The sequence below is a fragment of the Candidatus Methylomirabilota bacterium genome, assembly GCA_035709005.1.
Lineage (GTDB): Bacteria > Methylomirabilota > Methylomirabilia > Rokubacteriales > CSP1-6 > 40CM-4-69-5.
Window position 1 is genome coordinate 1 of sequence record DASTFB010000010.1, and the last position, 24,308, is coordinate 24,308.

A 24,308-nucleotide genomic window follows, 5' to 3' on the forward strand; every position below is an offset into this window, starting at 1 on the left:
GGGGACGTCGCCCGGGCCCGAGAGGCGTGCGCCGCCGTCGAGCGCAGCGAGGCCCGCAGCATGCTCGGGTGCATCTACGAGGATGGCGCCGCCGTCGGGTTCCACCATCTGCGATGCGGGCGGTGGGACCAGGCGAAATCCTACCTGGAGCGCCGCCTGCCGCTCTATGAAGAGCGCAACCACCGGGCGGCGTTCGCCGCGTGTGCGCTGGTGCTGGGCCAGCTGCGCCTCGAGCTGGAAGACTTTGCCGGGGCGGAGGCGCTGCTCTCCCGCGCCCTGGCGGTCGCCCGGGAAGGCGGCAACGTCCTGCTCGAGCTCTGGGCGCTTCCCGTCCTGGGCGAGCTGCACCTGCGCGGGGGTCATCCGGAGCGGGTCGGGCCAGTCCTGCAGCGCGGGTTCGCCCTGCTCGAGCCGGGTCGGCGCTGGTACGGCCTGCCCGGTCCCCTGTTCCTCGTCAAGGGCATGCTCGCCGGCGCCGAGCGCCGCTGGAAGGATGCGGCGGCCGCCTTCGACGAGGCGGTCGCGCTGGCCCGCCGGCACTGCCTGCCGTGGGACGAGGCCCGCGCGCTCTACGAGCGGGCCGTGGTGCACGCGGACCAGGGAGGCGCCGACGATCGCGCGGAGGCCGGGCGGCTGCTCGGTACGAGCCTGGAGCTGTTCCAGCGGGTCGGCGCCGTGAAGGATGCGGAGAAGGTGTCAACGAGGAAGGAGATGCTCGATGCCTGATTACATGCTCTACGTCGGGACCCATGCCATCGACGATCCCACGCGGGCGGGGCTGGTCTTCGCGGCGGCCCGTGGGGCCATCGGCAATGGGCGGCAGACCAAGGTCGCGTTGCTGGGTGATGCCGTCCTGCTCATGATCCCGGAGATCGCCGCCAACACGCATCTGGCCGGGCCCCAGCGAGGCTCCGTGAGGGACTTGATCGATCAGCTCAAGAAACAGCCGGACCAATTCGAAATCCATGCCTGAGACAGCTGCTGTGTGGCCCGTGGGGTCACCCAGAAGCAAGTCGAGGCCCAGGGCGGGAAATTCATGACCTCCCAGCAGTTCGCGCAGCTGTCGTTCGATGCCAAACACGTGATCTCGTTCTAACTGGCGACGCCCACGTGGAACAGATGAGGAGCAAGCCAATGCCGATAGTTCCACTTCTCGAGCGTGAGCAGATCCCCTCGGACCGGCCCGTGCACCCCTTCGAGACGGCGCAGCGGGTGGTCGGCCAGGTCTTGAACTTTCACCGGACGGTTGGCCACAGCCCGAGGGCCCTGGACGGCTTCGTAACCCTGAGCGTCGCCCTGAAGGAGATGCAGCTCGACCGGAAGCTGCGGGAGCTGGCCTATCTCCGCACGGCCCAGCTCAATCACTGCTCATATTGAGTGGGCCTGCACGTCGCCCTCGGTCAGAGGGTGGGGCTCACCCGATCCCAGATCGATCACCTTGCCGATCACGCCGAGCATCCCGCGGAATACAGCGAGGTCGAGCGACTGGTCATCCGCTACGCCGAGCAGCTCACAACGGACGCCGGTACCGACGACGGACTCGACGCGGAGATTCGCAAGCATCTGTCGGATCGCGAGCTGGTCGAGCTGGCCGTCACCGTGGCCATCGCCAACGCGACCACGCGGATCTGCAACGCCCTGAAGATCGAGCACGACTGACCGGTGCGCGGGGCCGGGCCACGAGGCCCGGCCTCCGCCTTTGCGCGCGGCTTGCCGAGCTCGTGGCCAGGATCAGGATGCCGGCCGTGTACGGCATCGACGGACGCGCGGAGGGCATCCCACCCTCACTGCTGGTGCGGGCGGACAAGGTGATCGAGTGATGGATCGCCGAACGTCTCTCACCATACGCCGGGCTGCAGGGCGTCGCTGCAGGTCACATCAGCAACGCCATCAACCACTTTCCGACGATGGGACTCACGAACAGTCCGAGGATGAGGGTGATGACGGCGGCGACCTCTGCCATCTCAGTTCCCGTCTACGGGCGCGCGTCGGCGACGAAGCGGACCCTGATGGCGGACGCCGTCACCTCGAGCTTCCTGGCCACTTCCTCGATCACACGCTGGACCACGGTCTTGAAGGCGCCGTGGAAGAGCTTGTCGACGTTGGTCGAGTGCAAGACGCCCATGCCTTCGCCTTCACGGTTGAGCTCGCTATAGGTCGAGTCGACGACCGGCTGACCGTCTTGCGTGCGTACGATGAGCAGGTTGAGCGTGACCGCGCGCCGGCTCGTGACCGTCCAGAACTTGTCTTCGTTCACGAACTCGAACACGAGGATCTCCCCGCCGATCGCGTACTCGGTGCCGGCCTGCCGGCCGAGCTCGCGCAGCTGGGACGCGGCCTGCTTCGACACGATGCCATCCAGGGGCTTGGCCTGGAAGCCCGCGCTACGCAGCTCCGTGACGAAGAGCGATTGGAGGACTTCGTTGACCGGCACGTATTCACGACCTTCGTGCGTGAGGCCGAACTTCCAGGCGCCTTGCTGGGCGATATAGCTCTGCCCTTTCGAATCGGTGGCGTCGACCCACGCGCGCTTGTCCTCCAGCCTGGCCACCCCGAAAGACATGGCCGCAGCTTTGTCGGCTGCGGTCACTTTCGCGGCGGAGGGTGTGTACGTGAGCTCGAGACTGCGTGTGCACCCGGTGAGGGTGAGCAGCGTGACGACGCCGATGAGAGAGAAAATGCGGACCATTCCAGATCTCCTACAGGTTGGTGGGGCAGAGTCGCCGTACGCCACTGCCTTCACAGTTGCATAGAGAAGGAAAGAGACGGAAGGAATTTGGTCAGGCCGACGCCGCCGGCTCCACCCACCGGATCCCGCCGTCGGCGGTGAAGAGCAGGCCCAGGCGTAGCTGGTGGCCGCCGGCAACGCCGGGGAGCAGACGGCCGTAGAGCCGAACCTGCGAGACGTACTCGGGATACGCCGCCTCCACCGGCCCCGACGGCGGGGTGTCGGTCTTGAAATCGAGCAGGTGCAGCGTGTCCGCGCCGGCGGCGATCAGGTCCACGTAGCCCGTCAACAGGGTGCCGTCGCCCCACGGCGCGGCGACCGGGTACTCGAGCTGGAGATCGGGGCCGGGCCGCCGGGCCAGCCCCTCGGCGCGAAGCCGCTGCCAGGCCCGGCCGACGTCGGCCACGGCCTCGTCGAGGTGCTCGCTCAGGCCTGCGGAGGCGGCAGCCCGGCGGATGGCCTCGGGCGGGCTCAGCGCCGGGTCGCGCAGAAGCGAGCCGATGGCCTGGTGGACAGCGGTGCCGAACACGTGGCCGAAGCGGCCCTCGCGGGCCTTGCGCGGTGCGGCCTCGATGGGCTCGCGCTCGATGAGCGCCGCGCGAGCCTCCGACACCGCCACCGGGCTGAACCGCGGACGCGCGGCCTCGTGGGCCGCGGCCTCCCAGCGTCGCGCGATGTCGTTGTACGCGTCGGTGGCGTCGCCGGGGGGGTGCCGCCGGGGTGCAGTTACCTGGCGGGACCAGGCGGCGCCCTGGCCCCACACGTAGGTGTCGAGCACGCGGACGCTCTCGCTGTCCACGCCGTCCAGCAGGTCGGCACAGACCATCTTGCCCGGCTTCGGTGTCCCCGTCCTCGGGATGACGAACAGGTCCCGCGCCCGCGTGGCGGCCACGTAGATGACGCGGCGGCGCTCGGCCCGCTGGTACTCGCGCTCGGTTTGCGTGAGCTCGAGGTCGGGCGGCTCCTCCCACGCGAGACCTTCGAGCGCCATGGTCCAGCCGCGGCCGTCGCGCTCCATGCGCCAGGGCTCGGGCGACAGGCGCAGGTCCCATTCGCCCCGGCCGTCCCACAGCACGACCACGGGGAACTCCAGGCCCTTGGCCTGGTGCACGGTCAGCACGTGCACGGCTTCGGCACCCACGGGATGGGGTGGGTCGAGCTGAGCGGGGTCGGTGACCCACTGGCGCAGGCGAGCGGTGGCGCCGTCGTAGTCGAGGCCTTCGCCCGCGGCGGTCTGCTCGAGCGCCAGGCACAGCTCGCGCAGGCGCGCCAGGCGCTGCGCGCTGTTGGGGCCCAGGGCCACGGCGCGGGCGCAGGCGGTGCGATCGAGCAGGTCGCGCGCGGTGGCGCCGGGAGGACGCTCCAGGCGACGCCGGCGAAGCTCACCGATCAGCGCCTTCGCCTGGCGCACGCGGCGGACCGCCTCGTCCTCGGGCGCCCGGCCCGCGGCGGCCGCCCGCTCTCTGAGGAGATCGGCGAGACCGAGGGCGAAGAACGGCGGGCGCAGCAGCGCGGCCTCGGCCACGCCGTCGCTGCGGTCGGCGAGCGCGCGCAGCCCGAGCAAGAGCTGACGGCTCAGAGGATCGGCCAGGAAGAGTCGACCGCCGCGCGACGCGTAGGGCACGCCCTCGGCGTCCAGCCGCTCGAAGAGCAGCGAGAGGTTCCAGGTGGACACGGCGAGCACCGCGATGTCGCCGTACTGCACGCGCCGGGGCTGACGGGTGAGCGGATCCGTCACCGCCACGTCGCTCGACTCGACCAGCCAGCGCAGGTAGCGGGCCAGGGTCTCGCCCTCGAGCGCGCGGTACTCCTCGACCAGGTGCTTGCGGGCGTGGGGGAAGTCGCAGGCCAGGACGTGCACCGGCGTCGTGCGGCCGCCCTCGCGGCCGGGATCGAGCGGCTGGTGGAAGACGACACCGCGCTGCGCGTCGAAGGGCCGGCCGGCGGGGGAGGCGCCGAGGATGCGCTCGAAGCGGTCGTTGAGCCAGGGGATGAGCGAGGGGGCGCTGCGGAAGTTGGCCGAGAGCCGCACCGCCAGATGGGCGCCGCGCATGACGACCTGCCGCACGCGGTCGTACATGGCGACGTCGGCGCGGCGGAAGCGGTAGATCGACTGCTTGGGGTCGCCGACCAGGGTGAGGGCGCCCTCGCGCAGCGCGACCTCCTCCCAGCGGCCGGCGGCGGCGCCGCGCTCGCAGAGGAAGAGCACGATCTCGGCCTGCAGCGGGTCGGTGTCCTGGAACTCGTCGACGAAGATGTGGTCGAACAGGCCCTGCAGCTCGCGGCGCACGTCGCGATGGCTGGCCAGGAGGTCGCGGAGCTTGATCAACAGATCGAGCTGGTCCAGCGCCTGGCGCCGGGCCTTGACCTTCTCGTAGAGGGCGACGGCGACGGGCTGCAGGCGGGCCAGCCGCGTGGCCTTCCAGCAGTCGAGTGGGGCACGGAGGTCCGCCAGGATCGTCCCGTCGATCTGCTTCCAGACGTCCCACGCGACCTTGTCGCCCCTGAAGCCTTGACTCTTCTTGAGATTGCGGGGCCTGGCCGCGACGGCGCGGCGCACGTCGCGGAACAGGACGGTCGGCTCCTGCTCCCGGCCGAGCGCCACCAGGCGCGCGGCGGTATTCCTGATCCAGCGCGCGCCGGGCGAGGTGCCGCGGACCGGAGCGGCCACTTTCGTGAATTCCCGGGAGGCGGCGCGGAACGCGGCGAGGTCGAAGGCCGGAGGCTCGGCGTCGCCGGGCGGGACGTCGCGCCCGCGGATGAAGGCGCCGACCAGGGCGTCGAGGCCGTAGAAGGTCTTGAATTCGGTCTCGCGCGACTCGGGCTGCAGCTCGGCGCCCAGCGCCAGCATGATGGTGCGCGTCGCGTCGTCGGCCCGGCCCTCGACGCCTGTCCCGGCCAGCTCGGCGGCCAGCGTACGGTTCTGCGCGGCGTGCAGCAGCACCTCCCACGTCTCGTGGACGAGGTTCTCGTCGTCCTCGACGATCGTATAGGCGGGGCTCAGCTCGGCCTCGACGGGGCGCAGGCGGAGGAGGCGGTCGGCGAAGCTGTGGATGGTGCCGACCCAGGCGGTGTCCAGATCGGCCAGGGCCTCGCGCAGGGGCGCCTCGCGCTGGGGGGCGAGGTCGGGCTCGGCCAGCGCCTCGAGCAGGCGCTCGCGGATGCGCAGGCGCAGCTCGCCCGCCGCCTTGCGCGTGAAGGTGATGGCCGCCATGCGGCGGAGGGGCACCGGCGGCGCGCCGCTGGTGGGCGCCACCATCTCGACGAGGCGATCGATCAGGATGGTGGTCTTGCCCGTGCCCGCGCCGGCATCGATGAGGACGTTGCGGTCGCGCTCGCGGATAGCCTCGTCGCGCTGCCTCTGATCGGGAGCGGGCTTGCGGTCCCTCACTCCTCGTCGTCCTCGGCCTGCGCGGCCGCGATCTGGTCGGGCTGCTTGAGCGCCAGCAGGCGCCGCGGGGCGTCGCCGCCGCCGGCCAGCACCCGCGCCGCCTGCTCGTAGACCCGCTCGCCGCACACCGGGCGGAAGCAGCAGTACGTGCAGTCCTCCTTGTCGGCGGTGCGGGGGAAGGCGCGCGCGGCCAGCAGGTCGCCGGCCAGGGCCAGCCACTGCCGCGCGGCCGGCGCCAGCGTCGCGGCGAAGTCGTCCACGAAGCGCCGCTCCTCGCCGTGGCGGCCGACGTAGGCCACGCCCACCTCGGCCGGCGTGCCCCACTCCCGGGCAAGCTGACCGGCGACGAGCCCGTAGACCGCGATCTGCACGTCGCTCACCGGATCGGGCTCGGCATCGTTCCCGAGCCGCGGCCAGACGCGGCCGGTCTTGAGATCGCGCACGAACGTCCGCCGCGAGTCGGCGTCGATACGATCGATCTTGCCGCGCAGGAACAGCATCCGTCCCGGCAGCGTCAGGGGGACGGGCATCGGCTCGCCGAACCCCCGCTCGGTGGCCACGAAACGCCGGCGCCCGAGCTGCCATTCGTACTCGAGCAGATGGCGCACGTCTTCCCGGGTGCGCTCCCGCTCGCGACCGCGGACGGCCTCGCCGACCAGCGGGTACTGCTCGAGGAACGTCTCGAACATCCGCTCGACGATCCGGTCGGCCGCGGCGAGCCAGTCCTCCAGCGGCCTCTCGTGTTCGCAGAAGCCGGCGCCGTGGTGGCGGAAGAACTCCTCGGCCACGGTGTGGAAGAACGAGCCGTACGCCGGTTGCTCGATCTCGCGCAAGGAGGGCGCGCACGCAGGCTCGTCGAGACCGAGCTGCTTTTGCAGCAGAAATAGATAGGGGCACTGGAGCAGTACCTGGAGCGAGGACGGGGAGATCGGGCGCTCGGGTGTCAGGCCGGGCACGGCGATGTCCGCCACGGCGCTGCCGAGGAGCCCGTCGTCGGGCAGGCTCGCGAGGCGGTCGAGGTCGAGGGCCGGCGAGCCGCGCCAGGCGGGAGGAAGGCCGCCGGCAGCATGGGCAACGGCGTCGTGCCAGGCGCTCTGCAGCAGCGGCATCGCCCGCCGGAACCTCAGGGCCGCCTGGCGGGCGGGAATGAAGGCGTCGCGCTGCAAGGCCGTGGTGTCGGGGATCCCGGTCGTCGTCCGCTCTCCGGTCGCCGAGCTCGGCCGGGCCAGGGCGGCCGCGGCCTCCAGCAGCACGGACGAGGGCTCGCGCTGCGAGCGATCGAGGCCCAGGCGCGGCGCCGACAGGGCCACGCGCCGCTCGGCGGCGCGGACCGCGACGTCGAGCGCGTGCAGGGCCGCCAGCGCGCGATCGCCGGCCGTCGCCGGCGGCACCCTGCGGCCGTCGGCGCCCGGGGCGCCGAGCCGCGCTCGCAGGGCGTCGGAGATGACCGGGTCCTCGTGGGCGGGCGGAGGCAGGTGGCCCTCGGCCAGGCCGATGACGCGCACGGCCGCGAACCGGAGCCCGACGGCGCCGGCGATGGTGCCGACGTACACTGCGGGCTCGCCGAAGCGGCCGGTGGGGAGGCGAGCGCCCCTGATCGCTTGCTCGACGACCTGCACGGCGTCGTCGCCGCCGAGCGTGCCGCACACGCGGGCCGCCGTGGCGAGCGCCTCGTCGAGCAGCGCCTGCACGCGCGCGCCGGGACCGGGCTGCAGCAGCCAGTCGCCGAGGAAGCTCCGGAGCGCGGGCCAGAGCTCGGCGAGGGGCGCGCCGGCGATCACCAGGCGCGCGACCTGCACCAGCGCGTCGATCGCCGGGCGCGCGGCCTTGAGATCGCCCAGGAGCCGCTCGAGCTCGCGCGCCTGGCGCGCCAGGCCGGATCTCTCGGGGTCGTCGACCGCGGCGGCGTTCGCGGCGGCCAGCTGCGCCTCGAGCTGCGGCTCGCGCGCGGCCAGGCGGCTCGCCCACTCCAGCGCGCCGTCCGGGCGCGCTGGATTGCCCCCGGCGGTGCCCAGCGACCAGACCAGGTCCATGGCGGCTGCCCGCGAGAGGTGACGGCCGTTGTCGCCGTTCGTCCGCAGCGCGGGCAGCACGTCGGCCAGCGCTTCGCCGCCGAGGTGAGCCTGCAGCGCCCGGACGACGGCCAGGGCGCGGGCTCCGGCCGCGGTGCCGGCCAGCGGCAGGCCGCCGGCGACGTACACCGGCATCGTCACAAGCCCGGGCGAACCCTGCTCCGGCGTCGCCGGCGTATCGGCGTCGTCGCCCGCGGGCCTCGTGCCTGTCGGCCAGGGCAGGCGCTGGAGCCGTTCGGCCACCAGCGCGGCGAGCGGGTCGAGTGCCGGCGTCAGGACGGCGATGTCCTCCAGCGCGATGCCGCCGGCGACCTGCTCGGCCACCCAGTCGGCCGTGGCCTCGATCTCGGCCTCGACCCCTGCGTGCTCCTCGAGCCTCACGGTGTCGTCGGGGCCGCTGCTCCGCGGACGGTCAGGATCCCCAAGGACGCGGGGCGGCTCGAAGAGATAGGCGGCCAGCAGATCGCGCTCGCTGGCGCTCGCCCGTGGCGCCCGAGTGAGCAGCGCCCTCGTAGCGTCACGCCCGAAGAGCGACTGGACGCGTTCGAGGTGATGCTCGCGGAGCGGCCTGGCGGCGAGCAGGCCGAGCGTGGCGCCGGGGATCGCGCGCAGAAAGCGCGCGCCGGCGGCGCTCTCGTGCCCGGTGGCGGTGACGAGCGTCGGACCCGAGAAGGGCCAGAGCGTCGGCTGGCGCTCGAGCACGCTGCCGGCCTCGTGGTAGATCCGAGGAATCGTCCACGAATCTCCGGCCAGGCGATCGAGCGCGCGCCAGATCGTGGCGACGTCGGCCAGCCGCGCGTCGGGTTCGGCTTCCAGCGCCTCGGGCGTGAGCCCGGCCCACTCGAGATCCGTGATCGTCCGGGCGAACGCGTCCTCCCAGCCGGGCTTGTCGCGCAGCAGACGGGTGGAGAAGTGCTGGAGCGACAGCGGCTCGCGGAAGAGCGCCAGGAGCCGGATCGCGCGCAGGCCCTCCTCGCCCGTCGTGAACTCGACCCCGGCAGCCTCGAGGACGGCGCTCGCGGCGGCCGGCACCGGGACGAGCCGCGTGCCGGCCAGCACCTGGGCGTGCCCGGCGCGGATCAGCTCGCGTCTCAGCGCATGGGCCACCCGCTCGCGAGGCACCAGCACCGTCCGGCAGGGCAGGGGGCCCCCCGCCGGCAGGGCCGCGGTCGCCTCCGCCCAGTCGCGCGTGCTCCAGAAGACCATTGCCACGCGGGAAGCCTACAACGAACGCGTGACAGCGAAGGTCACAGATGCCTGGGCCCTCGAGGGCTTTCCCCGGGGCGCCACGCGCTGGCGCTTCGACGATCGATAGCGGCGCCGAGCAGGCGGTGACTATCCCCGAAAGTTGACACGGAGCCGCGAGCTCGGGGACGATCAGGCGTCCCATGCCCAGGGGCAGCCAGCTCTCCCGTCAGTGGCGGCTGCTGCAGCTCCTCGACGCCCCGGCCGGGGTCACCGTCGAGGACGCGGCGCGGGACCTCGGGTGTGCCGTCCGCACCATCTGGCGCGATCTGCGCGTGCTCGAGGACGCCGGGTTTCCCATCTACGACGAGCCCGCCCCGGACGGCCGGCGGGGGCTCTGGCGGATCGATCCCGCGTTCAAAGCGCGACTGCCGGTCAAGCTGACGCTCGCCGAGCTGGCCGCGCTGCTGATGAGCCGGCAGGTGCTGGCGCCGCTGGGGGCGAGCGTGCTGGGGCCGGCGGTGAACTCGGCCTTCGACAAGATCTCCGGGGTGCTGAGCCGCGATGCCCTGGCGCTCCTCGACGCGATGAAGGAGACCGTCGGCGTGCGCACGCTGGGGGCCAAGCTGCAAGTGCCGGTCGGCGACGTCCTGCCGAAGATCCAGACGGCGCTCGTCGAGCGGCGGACGCTGCGCATGCGCTACCACTCGCGCCACAGCGGCGAGGAGGGGCAGCGCGACGTCGATCCCTACCACCTCACGTACTTCGAGGGCGGCCTCTACCTGGTGGCCTACTGTCACATGCGCAGGGACGTGCGCCTGTTCGCCGCCGAGCGGATCCGCGCCGCCGAGATGCTGCGCCCGCGCTTCGAGATCCGGAAGGGATTCGACCTCAAGACCTACCTCGACAAGGCCTGGGGCATCCTGCAGGGCGACCTCGTCACCGTGCGCGTGATGTTCTCTCCGAAGGTCGCCCGCTACATCCGGGAGCGGCTCTGGCACCCGAGCCAGCGCTTCCGCGACCTTTCCAACGGGCGGCTCGAGATGACCCTCCGGGTGGCCGACACACTGGAGGTCCGGCGGTGGATCCTGGGCTACGGGACCGACGCCGAGGTGATGGAACCGGACGCGGTGAGGGAGGCGCTCAGGCAGGAGGCGGAGAGCCTGGCCCGGATGCTCGTGCCGTCGCGCCGGCCGCTGGCGGCGGCGACGACCGCGCCGCGGTCCCAGAAGCGGGGCCGCCAGGCCACCGGCGCGGTCGAATAGCGCCGGGCTTCAGCCCCCAGGAGGGTTACCGCGGCTGATCTTCCTCTCGTGGCCGGAGCTTACGGAGCGCGTGTGACAGGGAGGGTCACGGTGGGACCCGGTGGGTCATTTTGCTCAGGGCCGTGTCATAGGCAGCCCAGGAGGCGCCCGTAGAAGTTGACTCGACACAGCGCCGTGGCCTGAGATGGTCGTAGACCCATCACAGTCGAGGAGGCTCTCGTGGCGATTGCATCTCTGCTGCTCGCGTCGGTCTTTGTTCTGGGGCTCGGTGGCTGTGTGCTCAAGGGGCCGGAGCTGGAGGTGAAGCCCCCGATCCACATCAAGACCGGGTCACCGGGCAAGCACTGCCCGCCCGGTCAGGCCAAGAAGGGCAACTGCTAGCTCAGCACATCAGCCAGTCGCCGTAGGTGCCGCGGATCGGCTTGCCCTCGGCGAAGCGGGAGAGTCGGAACGTCGGCAGATCCGGATGGCCGCCCGGGCCCTCGGTGATGAGGGCGGCCATCATGTGGCCCACCGCGGGCGAGAGCTTGAAGCCGTGGCCCGAGAAGCCCACGGCCACGTAGAACCCCTCCGGCCCCACCCGGTCCAGGACGGGATGCCAGTCGGGCGTCACGTCGAAGCAGCCGGCGTAGCCGCGGGCGATGCGGCCCTGCTCGAGGACAGGGAACCGGTGGCTGACGCGGGAAAGTGCGTCGGTCGACTCGTCCAGGCTCACGCCTTCCTTGAAGTGGTCGGGGTCGGCCAGGTCGTGCGACTCCTCGGCGTCGAGGCCGCCCACCAGGATGTGCTCGCCCAGCTCGGGCCGCGTGTAGATGTTGCTGGCGAAGTCGTAGACCATCGGATGCGGTCGCCGCGCGTCCCCGGGCCAGGTGACGATGTTGATCTTGTGGCGACAGACGGTGATCGGAATGTCGACCCCCGCCATGGCCCCCACGCGCGCGCCCCAGAGGCCCGCGGCGTTCACGACCCGCGGGGCCCGGATCTCGTCCTGGCTCGTGCGCACGCCGGTGACACGGCTGCCCTCGGTCAGGATGCCCACGACCTCGGTCCCCTCGAGGACGCGGGCGCCACGGGCGCGGGCGGCCCGGGCGAAGCTCTGGGCCGTCTCGACGGGATTGCAGTAGCCCGAGTCCGGCTCGTAGCAGCCGGCGACGAGGTCGTCGGTCCGCAGTCGCGGCTCGATCTCGCGCATCTCCTCGGGCGCCACGAGGTCCGTCTTGATCCCCACCGAGCGCTGCAGCGCGACCGAGGCCTCCATGGGCTTGCGCATCCGCTCGTCCACGCCGAGCAGGTAGCCGGTGTGGCGGAAGCCGCACGTGCCTCCGTCCGTGACCTCGGCGAAGCGCTGGAAGCAGTCGAGGGCATAGAGGATCATCCGGCACGTCTGGGCCGTCGAGTAATGCTGGCGGACGCAGGCCGAGCTGCGTCCCGTGCCCCCCGCGGCGACGACGCTCTTGTCCACCACCACGACGTCGCGCACGCCCCGGCCGGCCAGGTGAAAGGCGATGCTGGTGCCGGTGACGCCTCCTCCGATGACGACGACGTCGGCTGTGAGCGCCATGCCCTGTCCTCCGCGGTCAGGCTACCACGCCGGGTTCGGCGCCGGCCAATGCCGCTCAGTCGAGGAGCTCCACCCGGTCGCCGACGGCGATCGCCCCTGGCTCGACGACGTCGCAGTCCAGGGCCATCCGCCCGCCGAAGTCGCGGACGATGCGCTTGAGCACCGAGTGATCCTGGACCTGCGTGTCGGGATCGTAGGTGGTCATCACGCAGCGGCCGCGCAGCTTGGCGACGTCGACGAGCACTGTCCCGATGCGCAGGCGGCGGCCCGGCCACCGGCGCTCGGCGAGACCTTCCACGCCCGCGATGACGATGTTCGGGCGCAGCCGGCGATGGTCGACCCCCAGCGCGGCGATGGCGCCGTCGGTCGCCACCAGAAGCGGCAGCACGTCGAACCGCTCTCGCCCGTCGTGGCGGGCGAGCCGGGCGCCGGCCCCGGCCGCCGCCCGGATGGCGGCGGCCGAAGCCTCGGACGTCCACGGCGATCCGGCGATGAGGGGCTCGCCGTCGGGTCCGAGGGTGGCGGCCAGGCCGAGCAAGCCGGGCGTGGTCCGCGCCGTCACGACCCGGCCTCGTCCGTTTCTCACGTGCACGACACGGTCACCCTCGATCCCGTTCGCGGTCACATCAGCGCGCTCGAGCCGCTCACCTTTGAGCGACTTCACCGGGTAGCGCCACAGCTCGGCGACGCGCATCATCCCCGCGCCGCCCCTACGGGGACTCTCGGGAAATCGATGTCCGTGCCGGCCGCGATGTTGAAATAGTTGGTGAAGACGTTCAGGGCGACGTGGGCGATGATCTCGGCCAACTCACCGTCGCTCCAGCCGGCCTCGCGCACCCGCGCCAGCTCGGCGTCGGTGACCTCGCCGCGTCGCTCCACCAGCGCCCTGGCGAAGCGGAGCGCCGTCTGCACCTTCGGATCGCCGGCGGCCGCCTCGCGGCTCGCCGCCACCTCGTCTTCGGTCAGGCCCAGGCGCTTGCCGATCGCCGTGTGCGCCGACAGGCAGTACTCGCAGCGGTTGGCCTCGCCGACCGTCAGGGCGATCTGCTCGCGCAGCCTGGGCGGCAGGGCGCCGCCGGCGAGGGCGCCGCTGAAGCTCAGATACGCCTCGAGCACGGTGGGGGACACGGCCATCGTGCGCATCATGTTGGGCACCCGGCCCAGCTTCTTTTCCACCTGGCCGAACAGCTCCGTGATCTTGCTGCTGGCCGTGGCTGTGTCGACTGCGTTCAGTCTGGCCATCGTGTAGAACCTCCACGGTAAGGGATTCCGCTCCTGCTGTTGCTTTAGACACTAACCTGTGAGATATGGATTCGGTGGTTAGCGACCGACGCGGCCGACGCCCGTCCGGCCGGCGATTCGTCTTGATCGGCGGCCGTTTGTGCGTGGACTTCGCCAACACGGTGTACGCGCCCGACGACCCTGCCGGGGCGCTGGGCGACTTCGACGACCTCGTGGCGTTCCTGCAAGCCGCCGGTGCGGTGGACGGCGGGGGGGCTCGAGAGCTTCGGGCGCTGGCCCGACGGCGTCCGCGCCAGGGCGCGGCGGCGTTCGCGGGGGCCTTGGCCCTGCGGGACACGTTGCGCGGCTGGCTCGTCGCGCTCGAGGCCGGCGCGCCCGTGCAGCGCGCGTGGGTCAGGGTCATCAACGGGATCCTGCGATCGGACGTGGCCTATCCGCAGCTCCTTGCGCGGCGCGACCGCTGGGTGCTCGTCCACCGGCGCTCGCGGCCGAGCCCGCTCGCCGCGCTGGTGCCGCTGGCGCGGTCCGCCGCCGAGCTGATGCAGGAAGGCCCGGCGGCTCCCGTGCGGAAGTGCGCCAGCGAGAAGTGCCTGCTCTACTTCTACGACGGCTCGCGCCGGCGCACTCGACGCTGGTGCTCGATGGCCGTGTGCGGCAACCGGATGAAGGTCGCCGCCCACGCCGGGCGCGCCCGCGGCGACCTTGACGCGGCCCGGCGGCGGTGACTACGCTTCCGGCACTTCGATGACGCGTGCCCTGATCCCGCTCGTCCTCGCGCTAATGCTGGCTCCGGCGCCGGCCCGGGCCGAGATGGAGCTGCCGTCCGGGTTCACCGCCGAGGTCTACGTCAGCGGCCACGGGTTCCAACCGGGCGGGTCGCCGACGGTCGACGGTATTCCCGCGTCGTCCACGCTGGCCTTTGCCGACGACGGGACGCTCTATCTGGCCCGGACCGGGCGGCGGTACGGCGGCGGCGAAGTCTATGACCGCTGGTCCGTCTACCGCATTCCTCCCGGGGGCGCGCGCTTGACGCCGGACAGCGAGGCCCGGTTCTTTCACGGGCCGCCGCTGCCGAGCCCGCAGGTCGCCACGGTCCGCTCGGGGCGGGAGCTGTTCGTGACGACCTTCGATCGCGATCGGAGGATCGGCGTCCTCTATCGCCTCGCGGCCGGGACGATCGAGCTCTTCGCCGGAGGCACGCCGCCGCCGGGCACGCCGCCGCTGCTCCAGCAGCCCGAGGGCGCCGCCGTCGACACGGCCGGCAACGTCTTCGTCGCCGATCGCGCGACGGGACGCATCGTGCGCCTGGACCGCCGCGGGCGCGTCCTCGACGCCCGGTGGCTGACGGTGACGCGTCCGCGCGCGCTGGCCATGGATCACCGCGACCATCTGTGGATCGGCAGCGACGGCAGCGCCGAAGCGCCCTGGGCCATGGGGCAGGGGGAGATCTGGCGCGTCGGCCCCGACGGCGCGCCGTCCGTGGTGCTACGGGGGCCGATCGCCGCCGCCATGAGCGCCGGACCCGGCGGTCATCTCTTCGTCGCCGACCGGCGGGCCGGGCAGATCTTCACGCTGAGCCCAGAGGGCCAGCGGACCGAGTTCGCGCGCTTCACCGACGGCGACGCGCCTCGCGCGCTCTGCTTCGCGCCGACGACGTCGGGGACGCGCCAGGCCGGCATCGCCGGCGATCTGTTCGTCGTCATCATCCGGCGGGGCGCCTGGCCGCTCAACGAGGTGGTCCGCATCTCCGGTCCCTTCGATCGCGTGCTCGCGCGCCCGCAGCGCGAGTAACGCTGCTACCGCCGCGGCGGCTGCTCCGGTAGCTCATCGAGCGTCGCGGTGGTCGAGCGCCGTCCCTCGCGGCCCACGACTTCCAGCGTGGCTTTGCCGCGCGGTGGCGTCGCGGCCACGGCACGGGTGAGATCGCGCGGGGAGCGCACGGGATTACCCTGGAAGCTCACGATCACGTCGCCCGGTCGCAGACCGGCGCGGGCCGCCGGCGAGCCCTGGACGACTTCCGCCACCACGGCGCCGCGTGGCTCGTCGAGACCGCTGCGCTGCGCGAGCTCGGGCGTTACCGGCATGACGCTGACGCCCAGGTAGCCGCGCGTGACCTTGCCGCGGGCGCGGAGCTGGGCCAGCACTTCCCTGGCCAGGTTCACCGGGGTGGCGAAGCCGATGCCCTGCCAGCCGCCGGACTGGGAAAAGATCGCGGTGTTGATGCCCACCAGCGCGCCGTGCACGTCGACGAGCGGGCCCCCCGAATTGCCGGGGTTGATGGACGTGTCGGTCTGGATGAAGTTGTCGTACGGGCCGGCCCCGATATAGCGCTCCTTGGCGCTCACGATCCCGGTGGTGACGGTCTGGTCCAGCCCGAACGGGTTGCCGATGGCCATGACGGGCGCGCCGACCGGGAGCTGATCGGAGTCACCGAAGGCGATGACGGGCAGGCCGGAAGCGTCGATCTTCAGCAGCGCGATGTCCGTGCGAGGATCGCCGCCGGCCAGCCGGGCTTTGAGCTCACGCTGATCGGCCAGGCGCACGACGATCTCGTCGCCCTGCTGGACCACGTGGTAATTGGTGACCACGTAGCCGTCCGCGGAAACGATGAAGCCGGAGCCGAGGCTGGCCCGTGGCTGCGGCGTGGGGCCTTCGAAGAAACGCCGGAAGAACTCCTCGGCCGGCGCCGTGCCGCGCCGCTGGGCGGTGCTGATGTTCACCACGGCCGGGGTGACGCTGCGGGCGACCTCGATCCAGACGCCCAGCCCCGGGGGCAGGGCGCCGTCGGAGCGCGCCTCGCGCCAGAACGGCTGCGCGTCGGAGCTGCCGGGAGGGCGGACGGTCACGTGGACCTCGAGGATGCCGCTCACGACGAGACCGGCCGCGACGACCAGGGCCAGCACGGTGACGATGGCGAGGCGACGCATGGCGGGTCCTCCTGGGCGCATCATACGCCGGGTTGCACAGCGGCGACCGCTGGCGGAGAATCGACGATACTTCGCGGCCACAGCCGCCCACGCGGGGAGGAAGAGACGCATGCGACGACGCGGTGTGCTCCTGTTCGTGGTCATCGTGGCCGTGCTCACGTTCGCGGCGCCGCCCGCCTCCGCCGAGTTCTTCACCGATCTCTACCTGGGCGGCGCGTTCACGGCCGACAACGACCTCGACGCCCAGTTCGGCACGACGCTGCAGCTCCTGGAGGACGTCGAGTTCGACTCCGCCCTCGTCCTGGGCGGCCGCGTGGGCTACTGGTTCCCCCGCCCGGTCTACAACACGCTCGGCATCGGCGTGGCCCTGGACGTCTCCTACTTCGAGCCCGACATCGACGCCCAGACGGTCGAAGGAGCGCAAACCGTCGGAGGCGTGGTCAGTGTCGGGGACTTCGTGGTGTTCCCCATCGACATCTCCGTCGTCGCGCTGGGGCTCGATCTGATGCTGCGCTGGACGCTGTTGCCGAGCTACGACTTTCCCGACGGCCGGCTGCACCCCTTCATCAGCATCGGCCCCGCCGTCTTCTTCACCGAGGCCGAGGACACGACGAATTTCATTCCCGGCGGGCAATCCGACAGCGACACGTCGCTCGGCTTCAAGATGGGCGCGGGCGTCACCTATCTCATCGCCAGGAACGTGGGCATCTTCGGGGAGTGGCGCTTCACGTACTTCAGCCCCGAGTGGAAGTTCAACGACCTGGGCGATTCCGGCCGCCTGGAGACGGATCTCGACACGTTCCACTTCCTGGTCGGCGTCGCGCTCCGCTTCTGAGCCTCAGAAGATCTCCGGGCACCACGGGGCGCAGTCGGTGCGGAACAGCGCGTCGGCGCGGGCGATCGCGCCGGGGCGCAACTCTTCCACCCGCAGCGCCCGCGCGAGCTGGGCCCAGGTGAAGCCGCCCAGATAGGCCGAGCCCAGCGCCGTCACGTCACAGCGCAGCTCGGCCTCGCTCGCGGCACGCCCGACGGCTTCGCCCACGCGCCAGCGGCCCGCATTCCACGGGCAGAAGCGGTCCACGACCTCGATGACGACGCTTCCCGGCGTGGCGTACGAGCGGGCCGCGAGCGCGGCGCCCACATCGACCAGCCGGATCCAGAGCCCGTCCCGGTAGCTCAGCCGCAGGCGCCGCGGCTCCGCCACGAGCAGTAGTAGCGGGTGGTCGAGGGGCAGCAGGATGGCTCTCACGTGGGCCATCCAGTCGATGTCCAGCAGGTAGCGCCAGATCGCGGCCGTCGCGCGCGGCGAGTCGCCCATGGCCTCGACGACGGCGGCGGCGCCCGTCTGCACCCCGCGGTCCCACGCAGTATTGAGCCGGTACAGGGCGTACGCGGCGGGGCCGGTGGCCGCCTCCAGCACCACGCACTGCAGGTCGCCGCCGCCGCGTCGCCGCCACTCGGGGTCGGTGAGGATCCGCGCCTGCCACCAGGCCGAGGAGCGGGCGAGCATGCCGGGAGTCCGGGCGGCGACTCGCTCGTAGACCGGCGTCACGAGGGGCTCGGCTTCGGTGAGGGCCACCAGCCGGGTCGCCCCGAAGGGCTCGTCCGGCGCGACATAGGCCGACCGCTCGCGTGGCAGATCGATCTCCGCCGCGAACGAGGCGAGGCCGTAGCCGAAACGGCCATAGATCACGTCCTCGGTTGCCCACAGGCAGGCGATCGGCTCGCCACGCGCGCGGCAGGCGTCGAGCTGGGCGCGCATCATGGCGGTCAGGATGCCGCGCCGGCGATGGGTGGGCAGCACGCCGACGGCGGCGACGCCGGCGGCCGGGACGCGCGCGCCGGGCACGGTGAGCGCGAACGGGTGGGCTCCGGCGCCGCCCACGGCGCGACCGTCCTCCCAGGCGGCGTGCATGCGCTCGGGAGGCAGGACGCGGCCCAGGGCGTCGAGCTGCTCCGGGCTCGGCACCGACCGGCCGAAGTAATGCCAGAGCGGAGCCGCGGCCGCGCGCAGCTCCTCGGCTGACGCGCAGGGCCGTACGTGCCAGCTCATGGGACCGGATGATTGTAGCGCCACGCGAAGCTTGACATGTGGCCACCGCCGAATAGGATGTGGGGCGACCAACACTCGATTGGAGGGGACTATGGCGACGGCGGCGAAGACCCGTTGGGAGATGACCGGGGTGGGGTACGAGTACTGCAACTGCGATTTCGGGTGCGGCTGCAACTTCAGCGGGTTTCCCAACTCGAAGGACGGCAGCTGCCGCGCGCTCGTCGGCTTCACGGCCACGAAGGGGAAGTGCGGCGACGTCGACCTGGCCGGCGTGAAGGGCGCCGGCATCTTCCTGTGGCCCAAGGCCATTCACGAGGGCAACGGCAAGGCCGCCTTCATCGTCGACCCCGCCACCACCGACAAGCAGATCGACGCGCTCTCGAAGATCTTCACCGGCCAGCTGGGCGGGCTGCCCTGGGAGCTGCTGGGCCCCACCTTTCAAGTGGTTGGCCTGCAGAAGGCCAAGATCACCATCGAGGGCAGCGGCCGCAAGAGCATCCTCCGCATCGAGGGCGTGGGCGAGGGCCGCGGCGACACGCTCAAGAACCCGGTCACGGGCGAGGAGCACCTCGTCAACGTCGACCTGCCCGCCGGCTTCATCTGGAAGAAGGGCGAGGCCGGGCAGGGCTCGTTCCGGGCGTCGGCGGCCGGCCTCTCCGTCGAGTCCGACAAGACCAACTGGATCTACTACCACTACGACTGGTCGAACGCCGCCTGAGGCAGGGGCCGAGCCCGCGGTGAGCCAGGCAGCTCTCGAGACCCTCCTCCGGCGCGACCGGGTCCTCGTCAGCGCGGCGCTGGCCGTGCTCGTCGCCGCGGCCTGGCTCTATCTCCTGCATCTGGTCTCGGAGATGTCGAAGATGGCCATGCCCGACATGCCGGGCATGGCCATGGCCATGCCGGCGATGCACCCGTGGAGCTGGGTGGAGGTCGGCGCCCTCGTCATCATGTGGAGCGTGATGATGGTGGCCATGATGACCCCGTCCGCCGCGCCCATGATCCTGATGTTCGCCACCATCCACCGGCGCCGCGCCGCCGAGGGGCGCCCCGCGGTGCCCACGGCGATCTTCGTGCTCGGCTATCTGGTGGTGTGGACGGCCTTCAGCGTGGCGGCGGCGCTGGCCCAGGCCGGTCTGCACGCCGCCGCGCTGCTCTCGCCGGCGATGACGGCCACCAGCCCGTTCCTGGCCGGCGGGCTGCTCGTCGCCGCGGGCCTGTTCCAGTGGACGCCGCTCAAGCGCGTGTGCCTGGCCACGTGCCGCTCACCGATGTCGTTCCTCATGAGCAGCTGGCGCGAGGGTCGGGGTGGGGCGTTCCTGATGGGCGTCCGCCACGGGCTCTACTGCCTGGGGTGCTGCTGGGCGCTGATGGCCCTGCTCTTCGTGGCGGGCGTCATGAATCTGCTCTGGGTCGCCGCGCTCGCGGTGATCGTCCTGGTGGAGAAGGTGGTGCCGGCCGGCGACCTCGCCGGGCGCATCGCCGGCGTGGCGATGATCGCGGCCGGCGTGCTCCTCATGGTCCGCGCCCTCAGCTGAGCGCGGACCAGCTCGGTCGCCCGGCGTAGCTGGGGATCCCGCCCGGGATCCCAGAGCGATCCGTCCTCGGCACTGCGCGCCACTTCCACGTCGGGACCCATCCCCTGCCGGTCCACGGAGCGGCCCGTCGGCGTGAACCAGCGCGCCGTCGTGAGCCTGAGGGCCCCGCCGTTGGAGAGGGGGATGAGGGTCTGGACCGAGCCTTGCCCCTGGGTGGCCGTCCCGACCAGCGTGGCGCGCTGCCACTCCCGGAGGGCGCAGACCACGATCTCGGCGCCGGCGGCCGTGCCCTCGTCCACGAGGACGGCCAGCGGCACGTCGAGGGTCGGTCGCCGGGCGCGCGCGGTGAATCGCAGGCGTTGTTGCGGCACCCGGCTTTCCGTGTACGTCACCAGCCTGCCCGAGGGGAGGAACAGCTCGGCCACTGCGGCGGCGGCCGTCAGCGGCCCGCCGCTGTTCATGCGGAGATCGAGGACGAGCGCCCGCGCCCCCGCTGTCCGCAGCGTGTCCAGCGCCATCTGAACCTCGCCGGCCGTCGATTCCTGCAGCCGCCGGATGCGGAGGTAGCCCACGCCCGTGCCGAGCGCCTTCGAATCGACGCTGCCCGTGCGGATCGCCTCTCTGAGGACGGAGATCTCGCGAGGCTGGGCCGATTCGGCTCGGGCGACCGTCAGCACGACGGGGCTTCCGGGTCGTCCCCACAACAGCTCGGCGGCGTCGGTGGAGCTCATGCGCTCGGTCGACACTCCGTCGATGCGAAGGATCCGGTCCAAGGGGCGCAGCCCCGCCCGCTCGGCCGGGCCGCCCTCGATCGGGGCCGCGACGGTGAGCGCCCGGTCACGCAGCGTGACGTCGAGCCCGACACCCGCTCGGGCGGGGTCCCGAAGCGCCGCGTGACGCGCCGGGTCGAGGTAGGCGCCGTCGTCATCGAGCGCCATGAGCCCCCGTAGCATGGCGGTGTTGACGTCCTCGGCGCTCGTGTCCAGGCGCGCGCGCACGAAGTCCGCGGCCTGCTGGACGGCGCGGATCATATCGAGCGCCGAGGGACTGGGCGGCCACGACACCGAGCGCCGGGCCCCCGGGGATTGCGATTCGTCCAGCACGATCGTGGCCCCGTAACCGGCCTCGACGATCCGGACCGCCCGCTTGGGCGGAATGGCCTCCAGGCTGCGGAGGGCGGTGAGGCCCAGCGTCTCGACGGGGATCTCGTCCACGTACTGCGCGCGCACGGCGGTGATCGCCTCGGCCACCGGCCCCGCGGTTGTTCGGGTCGGTCCGGGCAAGACCACACGCTCCTGATGCCGCCCGCCGGTGCAGGCCGCGGCGAACAGCAGGAGCCCCGCCGCTCCTCTGAGGTATCGCACCCTGGCCTCTGGCTGAAACCCAGGATCCGATGAAAGCCGGCCCGCGTCAAACGATCAGGCGGGCTGTTCCGGGGGCCGGACCAGCTTTTCGGCGCGCACGCCGATCAGCCGGATCTTCCGCTGCTTGGGATTCTCGCGGTGGTCCAGGAAGGGCAGGAGCAGGCGAACGGCGCCGGTGTAGAGGGCCGGCTCGGTGGTGAGCGGCTCGCGAGGGGTGTGCGACCGGGTGAAGGTGACGAAATTCTCGAAGCGCACGGTGACGGTGACGGTGCGGCAGGCCTGAAAGCCCTGCTGGCCCAGTCGCGCGAACACGCTGCGGGCCAGCGCCTGCGCGCGCTCCAGCACGAAGGCCGGCTCCAGGGTGTCGTGCTCGAAGGTCTCCTGCTCGCCGATCGACTTGGGCTCCCACTCGTTGGAGACGGGGCTGTCCGACAGGCCACGCGCCTTGGCGTGGAGATCCTCGCCCCAGCGCCCGAACCACTCGACGAGCTGGCCCAGCTCGACCTCGCGGAGCTGGCGCACGGTGCGGATGCCGTGCTCGTGGAGCAGGGCCTCGGACTTGGGCCCGATGCCCGGGATGACGCGGATCCGCAGCGGGTCCAGGAAGCTCTGGACGTCCTCCGGCCGCACGGCGGTCAGGCCGTCCGGCTTGGCGAAGTCGGAGGCGATCTTGGCCACGAGCTTGTTGGGCCCGATGCCGACCGTGCAGGTGAGCTCTTCGCGGGCCGCGATCTCGGCCTTGAGGGCGCGGGCGCGCGCGGTCGCGGCCTCGAAGGAGCCGAGGGACGAGAGGTCCAGGTAGGCCTCGTCGATGCTGGCCTCCTCGAAGACATCGGCGCTCGCGGCGAGGATCGCCATGATGCGCTGGGACACCTCGCCGTAGAGCTTGTGGTTGCCTGCGACGAAGACGGCCGGCGGGTCGCCGCGGCGGCGGGCCGCCTCGGCCAGCCGCCAGGCCCGGCTGATCGGCATGGCGGACCGGATGCCGTACTGGCGGGCCGCGTAGTTGGCGGTGGTCACCACGCCCCGGCCGTGCCCGTCCTTGGGATCGGCGCCGACGACCAGGGGCTTGCCACGCAGCTGCGGGTTGTAGCGCTCCTCGACGGCGGCGTAGTAGGCGTCCATGTCGACGTGCGCGATGATCCGCACGGCCGCCGATTCTAGCAGGCGCGGTCGGAGCTCCAGGGAGGAGTATCTTGCCGCGGCGTCCCGGGGTGAGGCGTAGAATCGACCCAGCAAGGAGGTCCCGGCCATGGCGAACGCGTTGTTCAGCGTGCCCCCGCCTCGCAACGAGCCCAACCTGACCTACGCGCCCGGCACGCCGGAGCGGACGGCGCTCAAGGCCCGGCTCCAGCAGATGGCCAGCGAGGTGATCGAGATCACCCCGTGCATCGGCGGCAAGCAGGTCAAGACGGGCAGGGTGGCCGAGGCCACGATGCCCCACGACCACCGGCACGTGCTGGCGACGTGGCACAAGGCGGGCCCCCGCGAGGTCGGACAGGCCATCGACGCGGCGCTGAACGCGCACGCCGCGTGGTCGCGGATGGCCTGGGAGGATCGGGCGGCCATCTTCCTGCGGGCGGCCGAGCTGCTGGCCGGGCCGTGGCGCCAGGTGCTCAATACCGCGACGATGCTGGGGCAGTCCAAGACCGCGCATCAGGCCGAGATCGACGCGGCGTGCGAGCTCATCGACTTCTGGCGCTTCAACGTGCACTTCGCCGAGGAGATCTACCGGCAGCAGCCGCACTCGGCCCCGGGCGTGTGGAACCGGCTGGAGCAGCGGCCGCTCGAAGGGTTCGTCTTCGCGGTGACGCCGTTCAACTTCACGGCGATCGGCGGCAACCTGCCGACCGCGCCGGCCTTGCTGGGCAACACCGTCGTGTGGAAGCCGGCCTCCGCGGCGATCGTCTCGGCGCACTACATCATGGAGCTGCTGGACGCGGCGGGGCTGCCGCCCGGGGTCATCAACATGGTGCCGGGCGCGGGCGCCGAGGTCGGCGATCCGGCCCTGGCCTCGCCCGATCTGGCCGGCATCCACTTCACGGGCTCCACGGGGACGTTTCAGGGGATGTGGGAGACGGTCGGGCGCCACGTGCGGCGCTACAAGTCCTATCCACGCATCGTCGGAGAGACGGGCGGCAAGGACTTCGTGTTCGCCCACCCCACCGCCGAGGTGCCGGCGCTGGTGACCGCGCTGACGCGCGGCGCCTTCGAGTACCAGGGCCAGAAGTGCTCGGCGGCCTCGCGCGCCTTCATGCCCGCCTCGCTGTGGCCGGCCGTGGCGGCGGCGCTGCGGGAGCAGGTGTCCCGGATCAAGATGGGCGACGTCCGCGACTTCGGCAATTTCATGGGAGCGGTCATCGATCGGGCGGCCTTCACCAGCATCACCGGCTATCTGGACTGGGCCCGCCGGTCGCCGGACTGCGAGATCCTCGTTGGCGGCGGCGCCGACGACGGCAAGGGGTGGTTCATCGAGCCGACGGTGATCCTGGCCAGGACCCCCGACGTCAAGGTGATGCGCGAGGAGATCTTCGGCCCGGTGCTCACCGTCTACGTCTACGAGGATCGGATGCTGGACGACACGCTGGCCCTGTGCGATCGGGGCTCGCCCTACGCGCTCACCGGCGCCATCTTCGCCCGCGACCGGGACGCCATCGCCCGGATGACCGACGCCCTCCGGTACGCGGCCGGCAACTTCTATATCAACGACAAGCCGACGGGCGCGGTGGTGGGCCAGCAGCCCTTCGGCGGCGCGCGAGCCTCGGGCACCAACGACAAGGCAGGCAGCGTCCTGAACCTGCTGCGCTGGGTCAGCCCCCGGGCGATCAAGGAGACGTTCGCTCCGCCGACCGACTTCCGCTATCCGTTCATGCAGCCCGGCGAGTGACGACCCTGGGCGGGACGGTCCTCACGGACCTTCAAACCCGCGATCGCTCGTCCTACAAGCCGTGGAGCCTGTTCTTCTGGCTGAACGAGCTGGAGGTC

General features: G+C 71.8%; 21 protein-coding genes and 1 pseudogene. 12 read left to right on the plus strand and 10 right to left on the minus strand.

Annotation, left to right across the window (positions count from 1 at the left end; translation table 11 throughout):
- The 4 genes from VFR64_01820 to VFR64_01835 all read left to right on the plus strand — a co-directional run.
- The coding region (locus VFR64_01820) for a tetratricopeptide repeat protein (GenBank protein HET9488483.1) at positions 1-726 on the plus strand (726 nt) is incomplete at its 5' end.
- Positions 719-973, plus strand: coding sequence for a hypothetical protein (locus tag VFR64_01825; protein HET9488484.1), 255 nt, complete (start codon positions 719-721; stop codon positions 971-973). The genes VFR64_01820 and VFR64_01825, both read left to right, overlap by 8 nt.
- A gap of 161 nt (positions 974-1,134) precedes the next feature.
- Positions 1,135-1,377, plus strand: a complete 243-nt coding sequence (locus tag VFR64_01830; protein ID HET9488485.1) for a carboxymuconolactone decarboxylase family protein — start codon at positions 1,135-1,137, stop codon at positions 1,375-1,377.
- Positions 1,378-1,659 (plus strand): hypothetical protein, encoded by a 282-nt coding sequence (locus VFR64_01835; GenBank protein HET9488486.1) that lies wholly within the window; start codon positions 1,378-1,380, stop codon positions 1,657-1,659.
- Positions 1,660-1,975: 316 nt separating this feature from the next.
- On the opposite strand, the gene VFR64_01840 is transcribed toward VFR64_01835, so the two are convergent.
- The 3 genes from VFR64_01840 to VFR64_01850 form a co-directional block, all read right to left on the minus strand.
- Positions 1,976-2,689 (minus strand): hypothetical protein, encoded by a 714-nt coding sequence (locus VFR64_01840; GenBank protein HET9488487.1) that lies wholly within the window; start codon positions 2,687-2,689, stop codon positions 1,976-1,978.
- Positions 2,690-2,780: 91 nt separating this feature from the next.
- The gene (locus VFR64_01845) at positions 2,781-6,119 is read right to left on the minus strand and encodes a UvrD-helicase domain-containing protein (protein HET9488488.1); all 3,339 of its coding nucleotides are present in this window, start codon (positions 6,117-6,119) and stop codon (positions 2,781-2,783) included.
- On the minus strand, positions 6,116-9,397 hold the full coding sequence (locus VFR64_01850; protein ID HET9488489.1) for a PD-(D/E)XK nuclease family protein: 3,282 nt from the start codon (positions 9,395-9,397) through the stop codon (positions 6,116-6,118). The genes VFR64_01845 and VFR64_01850 overlap by 4 nt, the downstream gene beginning before the upstream one ends.
- 182 nt (positions 9,398-9,579) lie before the next feature.
- On the opposite strand from VFR64_01850, the gene VFR64_01855 reads away from it, so the two are divergent.
- Both VFR64_01855 and VFR64_01860 read left to right on the plus strand, forming a co-directional pair.
- A complete protein-coding gene (locus VFR64_01855) occupies positions 9,580-10,641 on the plus strand; it encodes a transcriptional regulator (GenBank protein HET9488490.1) in 1,062 nt (353 codons plus the stop codon).
- Positions 10,642-10,860: 219 nt separating this feature from the next.
- Positions 10,861-11,022, plus strand: a complete 162-nt coding sequence (locus VFR64_01860) for a hypothetical protein (GenBank protein HET9488491.1) — start codon at positions 10,861-10,863, stop codon at positions 11,020-11,022.
- 1 nt (position 11,023) lies between these two features.
- Here VFR64_01860 and VFR64_01865 read toward each other — a convergent pair whose 3' ends face one another.
- From VFR64_01865 to VFR64_01875, 3 genes are read right to left on the minus strand one after another with little or no spacing between them, the layout of a single operon-like run.
- Positions 11,024-12,202 (minus strand): FAD-binding oxidoreductase, encoded by a 1,179-nt coding sequence (locus tag VFR64_01865; GenBank protein HET9488492.1) that lies wholly within the window; start codon positions 12,200-12,202, stop codon positions 11,024-11,026.
- 55 nt (positions 12,203-12,257) lie between these two features.
- Positions 12,258-12,899, minus strand: a complete 642-nt coding sequence (locus tag VFR64_01870; GenBank protein HET9488493.1) for an MOSC N-terminal beta barrel domain-containing protein — start codon at positions 12,897-12,899, stop codon at positions 12,258-12,260.
- The gene (locus VFR64_01875) at positions 12,896-13,444 is read right to left on the minus strand and encodes a carboxymuconolactone decarboxylase family protein (GenBank protein HET9488494.1); all 549 of its coding nucleotides are present in this window, start codon (positions 13,442-13,444) and stop codon (positions 12,896-12,898) included. The genes VFR64_01870 and VFR64_01875 overlap by 4 nt, the downstream gene beginning before the upstream one ends.
- A 74-nt stretch (positions 13,445-13,518) precedes the next feature.
- On the opposite strand from VFR64_01875, the gene VFR64_01880 reads away from it, so the two are divergent.
- Positions 13,519-14,169, plus strand: a complete 651-nt coding sequence (locus VFR64_01880) for an ABATE domain-containing protein (GenBank protein ID HET9488495.1) — start codon at positions 13,519-13,521, stop codon at positions 14,167-14,169.
- A gap of 19 nt (positions 14,170-14,188) precedes the next feature.
- Entirely contained in the window at positions 14,189-15,235 is a 1,047-nt protein-coding gene (locus VFR64_01885; protein ID HET9488496.1) for a hypothetical protein, read from the plus strand.
- Between the two features lie 5 nt (positions 15,236-15,240).
- On the opposite strand, the gene VFR64_01890 is transcribed toward VFR64_01885, so the two are convergent.
- Positions 15,241-16,371, minus strand: coding sequence for a trypsin-like peptidase domain-containing protein (locus VFR64_01890; protein ID HET9488497.1), 1,131 nt, complete (start codon positions 16,369-16,371; stop codon positions 15,241-15,243).
- A gap of 109 nt (positions 16,372-16,480) precedes the next feature.
- Here VFR64_01890 and VFR64_01895 point away from each other — a divergent pair, with 109 nt between their 5' ends.
- Positions 16,481-17,206 carry an outer membrane beta-barrel protein gene (locus tag VFR64_01895; protein HET9488498.1) on the plus strand — a complete coding sequence of 242 codons (726 nt, stop codon included), beginning with the start codon at positions 16,481-16,483 and terminating at the stop codon, positions 17,204-17,206.
- 3 nt (positions 17,207-17,209) lie between these two features.
- Here VFR64_01895 and VFR64_01900 read toward each other — a convergent pair whose 3' ends face one another.
- Entirely contained in the window at positions 17,210-18,424 is a 1,215-nt protein-coding gene (locus VFR64_01900; GenBank protein ID HET9488499.1) for a GNAT family N-acetyltransferase, read from the minus strand.
- A 91-nt stretch (positions 18,425-18,515) separates the two neighbouring features.
- Here VFR64_01900 and VFR64_01905 point away from each other — a divergent pair, with 91 nt between their 5' ends.
- Entirely contained in the window at positions 18,516-19,142 is a 627-nt protein-coding gene (locus tag VFR64_01905) for a DUF1326 domain-containing protein (protein HET9488500.1), read from the plus strand.
- Positions 19,143-19,161: 19 nt separating this feature from the next.
- On the plus strand, positions 19,162-19,959 hold the full coding sequence (locus VFR64_01910; GenBank protein HET9488501.1) for a DUF2182 domain-containing protein: 798 nt from the start codon (positions 19,162-19,164) through the stop codon (positions 19,957-19,959).
- A gap of 80 nt (positions 19,960-20,039) precedes the next feature.
- Here VFR64_01910 and VFR64_01915 read toward each other — a convergent pair.
- Positions 20,040-20,990 (minus strand): annotated as a pseudogene (locus tag VFR64_01915) (S41 family peptidase).
- A gap of 387 nt (positions 20,991-21,377) precedes the next feature.
- The gene (dinB, locus tag VFR64_01920; protein HET9488502.1) at positions 21,378-22,472 is read right to left on the minus strand and encodes a DNA polymerase IV; all 1,095 of its coding nucleotides are present in this window, start codon (positions 22,470-22,472) and stop codon (positions 21,378-21,380) included.
- A 103-nt stretch (positions 22,473-22,575) separates the two neighbouring features.
- On the opposite strand from dinB, the gene pruA reads away from it, so the two are divergent.
- Positions 22,576-24,210 (plus strand): L-glutamate gamma-semialdehyde dehydrogenase, encoded by a 1,635-nt coding sequence (gene pruA / locus VFR64_01925; protein ID HET9488503.1) that lies wholly within the window; start codon positions 22,576-22,578, stop codon positions 24,208-24,210.
- Positions 24,211-24,308 lie beyond the last annotated feature (98 nt).

Coding starts and splice junctions, on each gene's coding strand:
- VFR64_01840 (HET9488487.1), bottom strand. CDS start 2,689: ATGGTCCGCATTTTCTCTCTCATCGGCGTCGTCACGCTGCTCACCCTC.
- VFR64_01865 (HET9488492.1), bottom strand. CDS start 12,202: ATGGCGCTCACAGCCGACGTCGTCGTCATCGGAGGAGGCGTCACCGGC.
- VFR64_01855 (HET9488490.1), top strand. CDS start 9,580: ATGCCCAGGGGCAGCCAGCTCTCCCGTCAGTGGCGGCTGCTGCAGCTC.
- VFR64_01895 (HET9488498.1), top strand. CDS start 16,481: ATGCGACGACGCGGTGTGCTCCTGTTCGTGGTCATCGTGGCCGTGCTC.
- VFR64_01885 (HET9488496.1), top strand. CDS start 14,189: ATGACGCGTGCCCTGATCCCGCTCGTCCTCGCGCTAATGCTGGCTCCG.
- VFR64_01830 (HET9488485.1), top strand. CDS start 1,135: ATGCCGATAGTTCCACTTCTCGAGCGTGAGCAGATCCCCTCGGACCGG.
- VFR64_01850 (HET9488489.1), bottom strand. CDS start 9,397: ATGGTCTTCTGGAGCACGCGCGACTGGGCGGAGGCGACCGCGGCCCTG.
- VFR64_01905 (HET9488500.1), top strand. CDS start 18,516: ATGGCGACGGCGGCGAAGACCCGTTGGGAGATGACCGGGGTGGGGTAC.
- VFR64_01900 (HET9488499.1), bottom strand. CDS start 18,424: ATGAGCTGGCACGTACGGCCCTGCGCGTCAGCCGAGGAGCTGCGCGCG.
- VFR64_01870 (HET9488493.1), bottom strand. CDS start 12,899: ATGATGCGCGTCGCCGAGCTGTGGCGCTACCCGGTGAAGTCGCTCAAA.
- VFR64_01890 (HET9488497.1), bottom strand. CDS start 16,371: ATGCGTCGCCTCGCCATCGTCACCGTGCTGGCCCTGGTCGTCGCGGCC.
- VFR64_01825 (HET9488484.1), top strand. CDS start 719: ATGCCTGATTACATGCTCTACGTCGGGACCCATGCCATCGACGATCCC.
- VFR64_01875 (HET9488494.1), bottom strand. CDS start 13,444: ATGGCCAGACTGAACGCAGTCGACACAGCCACGGCCAGCAGCAAGATC.
- pruA (HET9488503.1), top strand. CDS start 22,576: ATGGCGAACGCGTTGTTCAGCGTGCCCCCGCCTCGCAACGAGCCCAAC.